Origin of the sequence: Bacillus pfraonensis (genome assembly GCF_050768835.1) — a bacterium.
GTDB classification, from domain to species: Bacteria; Bacillota; Bacilli; order Bacillales; family Bacillaceae_G; genus Bacillus_A; species Bacillus_A pfraonensis.
Genome location: NZ_JAHCDO010000068.1, coordinates 1 through 9,073, shown reverse-complemented (window position 1 = coordinate 9,073; position 9,073 = coordinate 1). Strand labels below are relative to the sequence as shown.

The following is a 9,073-nucleotide window of genomic DNA, read 5'->3' as shown; positions in this document are numbered from 1 at the left end:
GATTTCTACATTTACCTTTGTTCCTGTATCTAATGTTGCGGAAATATCTAAAATCGATAATTTATCCTCTTCATGTTCCCTGTATAAATGTGGATCTTCTAATTGTAACGAAACAATGGGTGATTCTAAAGAATCTTGTAACATAGCATTTAAAAACGCAATGAGAATATCTTCATTTCCACTTGTACCAAATAATTGTTTAAAAGCAAAATCAATGCGTAAATTTACTAATTGTTGGTTGGACATGGGTTTTCCTCTCCCCGTCTCATATGATATTTTTCTTTCATTGTACATAAAAAAGTAATACACATGCAAACAAGCTCTTATATCCATTGACATAAGAGCTTGTTTGACACCATACATAATTAACAGATTGGTTGGATTTCATAGAAACTGAAAGATTGCCTACTGTAAGAAAAACTCACGTTTAGTATACAAAATACGAATCAAAATGCCAATACATTTAAATTTATATTCAATCCGATGGGTCAAAGCGCCAGATTTATTTCTTATCCAAACGCGTACTGATCCGTTCCAAATTTTACAATCAATATCAACATCACATACTTAAAAGGGTTCTGTTGCGAAGTTTTGTTAAGGTTAAGTGGTGCCAACAAAAAGTTGTACATTTTATGCGATTGTGAGTAGCTCCTGTAATTCATTGTATGTCGAAAAATCGAAGTCTTAGCCAAGACTTCGGTTTCGTTTATATAAAGCATGAATGGTTTCGATGCCTTTCAAGGTACGGGAAGCGTGGCGAAGATTTTGAAATCCTGCGGATTTGGAAAAACGTCGCTTCACATGCCTATGGTCCTGTTCAATGAGATTGTTCAAATGCTTGATTGTACAATGAGTTGTATGTATATAAAAGCCTTGTTCTCTTAATTTGTTAAATGCGCAAAGTAATGCTGGTGCTTTGTCTGTAGTGAGAACCGCTGGTTCTCCAAACGTTTTGACCAATCTTTTCATAAAGGCATAGGCAGCCTGATGATCCCGTTTTTTACGAAGTTGAATATCCAATGTGTGTCCATCTTTATCAATTGCACGATATAAATAACACCATTTTCTTTTGACTTTTATATAAGTTTCATCTAGTTTCCAAGATAATTGAACGTTTTTATTTTTCTTCTTCCAAATTTGATAGATAAGGTTTCCATATTCATGAACCCAGCGCATGATGGTTGTTGGATGAACCGAAACACCACGCTCTTTCAAGATTTCAGATACATCACGATAGCTTAAAGAAAAACGACAATAGTAGCCGACGGCTACCAAAATAATATCCTTTTTAAACTGTTTTCCTTTAAAATACCCCATATATCACTCTCCTGCTCACACTTTTTCTACAGGTTATCTCAGTTTAGCAATCTTTGCAACAGAACCTATTGTTCTCCTAAGAGGTGATTTTTTATCTAAGAGTAAATTCTATAGAAAAGAGGGTGAAGATGATAATAAATCTTTAAGTTTTTTTATCGTTGTAAAGAGCGAATGTAACTTCTGCTTCACAAGCGACTTCTCCATCTACTGTAGCAACAGCATTTGCTTTTGCAATTAAACCACGAACTCTGGTTATTTCTACTTCTAAACGTAATTGATCACCAGGGTGGACTTGTTTCTTGAACCGACAACGGTCAATACCAGCAAACAACCCAATCTTTCCTCGATTTTCATCTTTCATTAACATAATAACTGCACTTACTTGTGCCAACGCTTCTACAATTAGAACACCCGGCATTACTGGATAATCTGGAAAGTGACCATTAAAGAACTCTTCATTAGCGGTAACATTTTTAATTCCGACTGCGCGTTTTCCTTCCTCTACTTCAAGAATACGATCAACTAATAAGAACGGATAACGATGTGGAATAATTTCTTTAATTTGTTGATTATTGAACATAAATCCCTCTCCTTTATACTTTCACATTTGGCATTTGATCACCAGTATTTTCATTTCAAATTATTTACGTTTTTAGTACCTGGTCATGATATTAAATTATAAAATTAAGTATTAAAATAGTAAAGGGGACAAACAAATTCTGTCAAAAGTAAAAATTACAGCCATTGGTGAAAACTCATATTCCACAAACGGGCGCGATTGTATAGCAGCACAGGTAGAAAATGATCAAACTTTTTTATAAAAATTAAACATCCAGTCACAAAGAAAGACTCTATTTTGATCGATCTTTTTTCAAAATGGAATCTTTTTGTGTAACACAGAATGTGGATTTGTAAGAGTTTTTTGATCAAACTTTATTACAAAGCTACACGAAGTTGAGAGATTCAATGCAGTTATCTTGAGGTTTTGGACTAAAATGAATTTTCTAATACTTGATATTTTTTTTGTAAAATTATGTTCTTTTTGATTAGATTTTGTAGTATTCATTATAAATTAAAGATACGTTTCTAGTAGAAAACTCTCCTTATAAAGATTGTGCCCCATGGAGGAGTCTCAACTTTTTTCAGAGCACTCACTCTAATGTGAGTGCATTTTTTGGCAGACAAGGACTGGTCTGGTGCAAAAACTTCAATATAATGACAATAAATCTATAAATCTTAGACATACTGATATTATTAATCTAAAAGAGGTGTGTGATCGGTATGACAAAGGAAAATTTGTTCAAATGGAAGCACGATCAACCTGATATTATCTTATTAACGGTAAGATGGTATCTACGGTACAATCTTAGTTTTCGTGATTTAGTGGAAATGATGGAGGAACGGGGTTTATCCATTTCTCATACAACGATTATGCGTTGGGTTCACTGAATTGGATAAACGGATCCGACGCTACCTTAAACAAATAACTCCTGGAGAATCGATGAAACATATATCAAAGTAAAAGGGTAATGGATGTACCTGTATCGTGCTGTTGATTCGAAAGGAAACACAATCGATTTTTGCCTAAGCAAAACAAGAGATCAGAAGGCTGCAAAGCGCTTTTTCAAGAAAGCGTTGCGGGCTTTTCATGTTTCAAAACCTCGCGTGATAACAGTTGATAATAATCCAGCTTATCCTATAGCAATTGAACAGTTGAAAAAAGAAAAAAGCATACCTAACAGTATGCGACTTAGACAACAAAAGTACTTGAATAACATAGTAGAACAAGATCATCGCTTTATAAAGAAACGAATCCGTTCTATGCTAGAGTTCAAATGCTTTGATACAGCTACATCCATTCTTTCTGGAGTAGAGGCTATGCATATGATTAAAAAAGAACAGATTGATTTACAGGACCAGTCTGTGCAAAATCAGAAAGAATTCATCCATCAATTGTTTGAACTTGTAGCATAAAATACAAGTCTGTTAGGAATATATACGTTTTATTAGTTTTCATTTTATTTTTGCACCAGAACAATTTTCAGAATATATATTGAAATTTGTTCTAATAAAGAAGAAAAGAAGATGATTACGATATGTCAACGAAAGTATATAATTTGGAATTAATTTATAATAAATTCCAAATTATAGGGAGGATATGATATTGAATACAATTGGCGAAAAAATTCGTAATTTTAGAAAAAGATATAATTTATCTCAAAGAGAATTATGTGACGGAATATGCACAACATCTTATTTAAGCCTTATTGAAAATAATAAAATTAAGGTTAAAACAGAGATGATACAATTATTTTCAGAGCGAATGGAGGTACTGAAGTCTAATAGCGCAAATCAGAATGAAAATATAGGAGAATTCTTTCTCAAGGAACGACTAGAACATGGGATTACACAAAAAGTCCTATGTTATGGAATATGTACAGTATCTTATTTAAGTAAAATTGAAAATAATAAGCTAGTTCCAAGTCATAACATTAAAAAATCATTATATAAAAGATTAGAGGAAATCAAAAATAATACGGCAGACTTAGAAATATTTAAATTAGAAAAATTGTACGATGATATGATTTATCTTTTTAATAAACAAGAAATTAATAAGGCTAAAAGGGTGTTACATGAAGGTTTAAAATCTACAAAAAAATATCCTAAATTACATTTTTTATTCTTATATCAAAATTATTTATATTTTGATCAAACAAATCTAAAAAGTTTTCTCGAGACAACAGCCATTCCTTTTTTTGACAATCAAAAAAATAATAAACAATTATCTATATTTTATGTTGATTTAGCAACTTGTTATCAAAAGGAAGGTAAATTTGAAAAAGCATGTTTATATTATCAAAAGGCTATTTCTTATATGAAGATATTGAAAAACATAAATGTTATATCGTTTCATAAAAATGTTCAAATACAATTTTCATAGGAAAAACAAATGATATTTAATGCTTATTATCTGTACAACATAAATGATTTATCCCACAAGAATAAAATAATTAAAAAACCACCCATTTTGAAGTGGTCTTTTTTTGCACCGGAACCAAATATACCCTTAAGTTGATGGATGTGGGGTGGTACCCCTTTTAGCTCAGTGCAAAGGTAGTATCTTTTTCTGTTTCTCAACAATTATGTGATAAATCTTGAGAAAGATGCCCTTACTTTTTATCTGGTTTTCCTAATTTTTATCATGGCAAAGATAAATTATTACTATTAAAACATAGTAATCTGCTTTTGTTTATTTACTTACTTAGTAATTTGTAAAAGTAAAATGGTATTTTAGGGATAAAGTAATTAGTGAATGATTAAATTCCTGACTATTTTCTAGGGTTTTACAGATTTTATCAGCATTTCACTTAAATTTTGAAATAAATACTAAATGATTGGTGAGTGATTAATTCGATGAAGAGGCATGACAACAGACTTTTTGGCTATTTAACAGAATTATCAGAAATTCATTTATAAATATATTTTTCAGAATATTAGTTTGGAAAACTATTGATTTTTTTACCAACATGTTCTATATTTAAGTGGTCCTTTTTAAATATTCTCTATTTTGAAAAAATAATACGTGTAGGTGGGTGACAAATTCGGCTTTTGGTTGCAATTCAAATTCAGTATTAAAAGGGGAATTAATACTATGGGAGAAAAGTTATTCAAGGTTGGTTTTGTCGGTCTGGGTGGCCAGGCAAAAGAACAGGCGGAACATGTAACACATACAAAATATGGTGTCGTCACAGCAATTTGTGATAGTAATCTAAAAATCTTAGAAGATTTACCTGATTATCTAAGTGATGCAGAAGTTTTTACTGATTATAAAGAAATGATTGACCAGTGTGAATTAGATGCAGTGTTTATCTGTGTCCCGCATAACCTGCATAAAGATATTGCATTATATGCCTTATCTCATGGATTGCACGTATTAAAGGAAAAGCCATTAGCTTGTAATTATGACGAGGGTTTGCAAATTGTGCAAGCGTCTAACCATTATAAGAGATCGGTGATTACCTTAACGCAAAGAAGAAATCACAATTCTTATGTAAAAGCGAAAGAAATGTTAGATTCGCTGGGCGATGTTTTTCTAATTAGAGGAGAATACACCTTTAATGGTGGTCCATACGACTTCGGCTGGAGAGGTGTAAAGGATATCGCAGGAGGCGGAGCAATATTAGATATGGGATACCATGTTTTAGACCTCATTGTGTGGTATTTTGGATTGCCTGCAGAGGTGCACGCTTACATGTCTAACACAGCTAGACCAGATGTCACATACGAAACAGAAGACACTGCCATTCTTACATTTAAAACAAACGGTGGAGCACTAGGAAATTTAAATTTATCTAGAGCGACGCAACCGAAAAAAGAAGAATTGTTTGTTCACGGTTCTAAAGGTGTACTCCACATTACAAGAACAAAAGTAACTCGCCTGAATCTTGATGGCACAACAGGGGAAATAATTGAAAGTGATAGAAGTTGGGATCTTCCAATTCGGACTCAGATTGACGACTTTATTCAGAATATTAAAAATGGTATAATGCAAGATGGTTCTTCACATCTTGATCATTTACTCTTATGTGACGGAGCTTACCAATCAGTGGTTGAAAAACAATCCGTTGTACTAGAGCAAAAAGAACTAGTAAGTATGAAATAATCAACCAAATTAACAATCTAACTATCAATCAAAAGGGGATTAGGAACATGGGAACAAATCTAAATATTTCTAAAGAAGAAATCATTCAAGCGGCAAGAGAATTTGTACTTGCAGAACTAGGCGGAGATAGTAGCGGTCATGACTGGTGGCATGTACATCGTGTAACGGAAATGGCAAAAACAATCGCAAAAAAAGAAAATGCAAATATTTATGTGGCGGAACTTGCTGCATTATTACATGATGTTGCAGATGAAAAATTAAATCAAGATGAAGAAACAGGCGTGAACAAAGTAAAGAACTGGATGAGCGAAAATGGGATAGACGAAGAGTCTGCAGCTCATATTTTAGAAATCATTACTACAATGTCATTTAAAGGCGGAACTTCTAAAAAAGTCATGAGTACTTTAGAAGGAAAAATCGTGCAAGATGCTGACCGTTTAGATGCAATGGGCGCAATGGGTATCTCTCGTGTTATGTGCTACTCTGGATTCAAAGGTCGTCCAATTCACCACCCTGACATGAAGCCAAGAGAAAATCTTACTCTAGAGGAATACCGCTCAGGTAAAGATACAGCCATCATGCATTTCTATGAAAAATTATTGAAACTAAAAGATACAATGAATACAGCTGCAGGAAAAGAAATGGCAGAGGGTAGACATGCATTTTTAGAGACATACTTAGATCAGTTCTATGCTGAATGGGATGCCAAACGATAATCATAGAATAAATAGGTAAACCATACAAGAACCACAGTATTTTTTGTGTTTATACAAAAGAACTGTGGTTCTTGTTTCCTATCGGTCTATACCATGGCGTTTTACTATATGAAATGTGAGGTACGTTACATGAGCTTATTTGAGAATAAAACAAAGTTGTCTTTATGCATCTTTTATTTTGCGTATTTTGGAGCATTTGGTTCGTTTTATCCAATGATTTCTATTTGGTTCTTAGGACAAAAGTTAAGTGTACTCCAAATTGGAGAAATTATATCGATTAGTTTACTTGTGCATATTATTGTCCAGCCAATTTGGGGCATTATTTGTGATAAATTTCAACTAACGAAGGTCATTCTTATAGTTAGTTTGATTTTAACGTCACTATGCAGTATATTTTTATCTTTTAATCACACATTTACGTATTTATTAATTATGTTTACCCTTCTTACCATTTTTAATGTAGCAATTTCTCCTATTATTGATAGTGTCTCATTAGAGAGTATTCAAGATCCAAGAGAATATGGTTTTTTACGTGCTTGGGGTGCATTAGGTTATGCATTCTTCTGTTGGGTAAGTAGTGCGCTAACGAATTACTGGGGTGTTAATATGATTTTATATGTATACTCCTTACTGATGTTATGTTGTTTACTCGTATCTATTCCATTACCAATCATTCATAAAAGTAGTGGTGTAAAAACGAATTTCTTACAAGACTTAAAGAAAATTGCTTCCCAGCCTGGATTTCTCCTATTTGCAATAGCTGGGGTTCTTATTTTCGGATCTCATCAAGCCAATAATACATACTACTCTATGTTCTTTAAAGAAATTGGCGGAGGCGTTATGGGCGTAGGGTTTTCCTTTTTACTTGTTGCGGGATTTGAAGCGCCTGCGATGTTTTTATCAAATTTTCTTACGAAAAAACTGGGTTTATCATTATTAATTATCGTAGCTGGTGTATTGGTCTCATTACGCTGGCTGTATTATGGATTAAATCCGGATTATAATATTGTAATGGCACTTTTAGCGTTAAACGGTCTTGCAATTGGTTTATTCGTGGTATTATGTACGCAGTTTGTTAACAAAGTGACAACAAAAGAAGTGCAGGTTACAGCTCATTCTCTATTTTGGGCCTTTGCTAATGGACTCGGTACAATGTCTTTCACGTATCTAGGCGGAGTAACGTTAGATAAAACAAAAAATGTTTTTGATGTGTATTTCTATTTCGGAGTATTATCTTCTATCGGTGTGCTTCTCGTTATTTTGGCAGCGTTTTTCTCTAGAAAACAGGAAATACCCCATCATGGGACGGCTACACATGAAGTAGAAGCAGTAAAATAATAAAAAAGACCTTACACGGATTGGAAATATGATGGTGTAATTAAAAAATCGGGTTCTGTTGCGAAGTTTTGTTAAGGTTAAGTGGTGCCAACAAAAAGTTGTACATTTTATGCGATTGTTAGTAGCTCCTGTAATTCATTGTATGTCGAAAAACCGAAGTCTGAGCCAAGACTTCGGTTTCGTTTATATAAAGCATGAATGGTTTCGATGCCTTTCAAGGTACGGGAAGCGTGGCGAAGATTTTGAAATCCTGCGGATTTGGAAAAACGTCGCTTCACATGCCTATGGTCCTGTTCAATGAGATTGTTCAAATGCTTGATTGTACAATGAGTTGTATTTATATAAAAGCCTTGTTCTCTATGCGCAAAGTAATGCTGGTGCTTTGTCTGTAGTAAGAACCGCTGGTTCTCTAAACGTTTTGACTAATCTTTTCATAAAGGCATAGGCAGCCTGATGATCCCGTTTTTTACGAAGTTGAATATCCAATGTGTGCCCGTCTTTATCAATTGCACGATATAAATAACACCATTTTCCTTTGACTTTTATATAGGTTTCATCTAGTTTCCAAGATAATGGAACGTTTTTATTTTTCTTCTTCCAAATTTGATAGATAAGATTTCTATATTCATGAACCCAGCGCATGATGGTTGTTGGGTGAACCGAAACACCACGCTCTTTCAAGATTTCAGATATATCACGATAACTTAAAGAAAAACGACAATAGTAGCCGACGGCTACCAAAATAATATCCTTTTCAAACTGTTTTCCTTTAAAATACCCCATATATCATTCTCCTGCTCACACTTTTTCTACAGGTTATCTCAGTTTAGAAATCTTTGCAACAGAACCCTTTTAAGTATGTGATGTTGATATTGATTATAAAATTTGGAACGGATTAGTACGCGTTTGGATAAGAAATAAATCTGGCGCTTTGACCCATCGGATTGAATATAAATTTAAATGTATTGGCATTTTGATTCGTATTTTGTATACTAAACGTGAGTTTTTCTTACAGTAGGCAATCTTTCAGTTTCTATGA

Annotated in this window: 8 protein-coding genes and 1 pseudogene; 5 read left to right on the top strand and 4 right to left on the bottom strand. The window is 33.4% G+C overall.

Features of this window, described 5'->3' with window-relative positions; genetic code table 11:
- From KFD70_RS28360 to fabZ, 3 genes are all read right to left on the bottom strand, one after another.
- The coding region (locus tag KFD70_RS28360) for an Rpn family recombination-promoting nuclease/putative transposase (RefSeq protein WP_431613536.1) at positions 1–246 on the bottom strand (246 nt) is incomplete at its 3' end.
- 438 nt (positions 247–684) lie between these two features.
- Positions 685–1,317 carry an IS6 family transposase gene (locus KFD70_RS28355; RefSeq protein ID WP_431613535.1) on the bottom strand — a complete coding sequence of 211 codons (633 nt, stop codon included), beginning with the start codon at positions 1,315–1,317 and terminating at the stop codon, positions 685–687.
- A gap of 142 nt (positions 1,318–1,459) precedes the next feature.
- Positions 1,460–1,897, bottom strand: coding sequence for a 3-hydroxyacyl-ACP dehydratase FabZ (fabZ, locus tag KFD70_RS28350; protein WP_336454559.1), 438 nt, complete (start codon positions 1,895–1,897; stop codon positions 1,460–1,462).
- Positions 1,898–2,598: 701 nt separating this feature from the next.
- Between fabZ and KFD70_RS28345 the strand changes: the two are divergent.
- The 5 genes and pseudogenes from KFD70_RS28345 (at position 2,599) to KFD70_RS28325 (ending at position 8,034) form a co-directional block, all read left to right on the top strand.
- Positions 2,599–3,291: pseudogene (locus KFD70_RS28345) on the top strand (IS6 family transposase).
- Between the two features lie 184 nt (positions 3,292–3,475).
- Positions 3,476–4,258 (top strand): helix-turn-helix domain-containing protein, encoded by a 783-nt coding sequence (locus tag KFD70_RS28340; protein ID WP_336454558.1) that lies wholly within the window; start codon positions 3,476–3,478, stop codon positions 4,256–4,258.
- Positions 4,259–4,969: 711 nt separating this feature from the next.
- On the top strand, positions 4,970–5,980 hold the full coding sequence (locus KFD70_RS28335) for a Gfo/Idh/MocA family protein (RefSeq protein WP_431613534.1): 1,011 nt from the start codon (positions 4,970–4,972) through the stop codon (positions 5,978–5,980).
- 47 nt (positions 5,981–6,027) lie between these two features.
- Positions 6,028–6,696 carry an HD domain-containing protein gene (locus tag KFD70_RS28330; protein WP_336454556.1) on the top strand — a complete coding sequence of 223 codons (669 nt, stop codon included), beginning with the start codon at positions 6,028–6,030 and terminating at the stop codon, positions 6,694–6,696.
- A 129-nt stretch (positions 6,697–6,825) separates the two neighbouring features.
- Positions 6,826–8,034, top strand: a complete 1,209-nt coding sequence (locus tag KFD70_RS28325; RefSeq protein WP_336454555.1) for an MFS transporter — start codon at positions 6,826–6,828, stop codon at positions 8,032–8,034.
- A gap of 107 nt (positions 8,035–8,141) precedes the next feature.
- On the opposite strand, the gene KFD70_RS28320 is transcribed toward KFD70_RS28325, so the two are convergent.
- Positions 8,142–8,817 (bottom strand): IS6 family transposase gene (locus KFD70_RS28320; protein WP_431613533.1). Its coding sequence is split into 2 segments (ribosomal slippage): positions 8,142–8,403 and positions 8,402–8,817, totalling 678 coding nucleotides; the frame shifts between segments, so codons are not numbered across the junction.
- Positions 8,818–9,073: the final 256 nt, after the last annotated feature.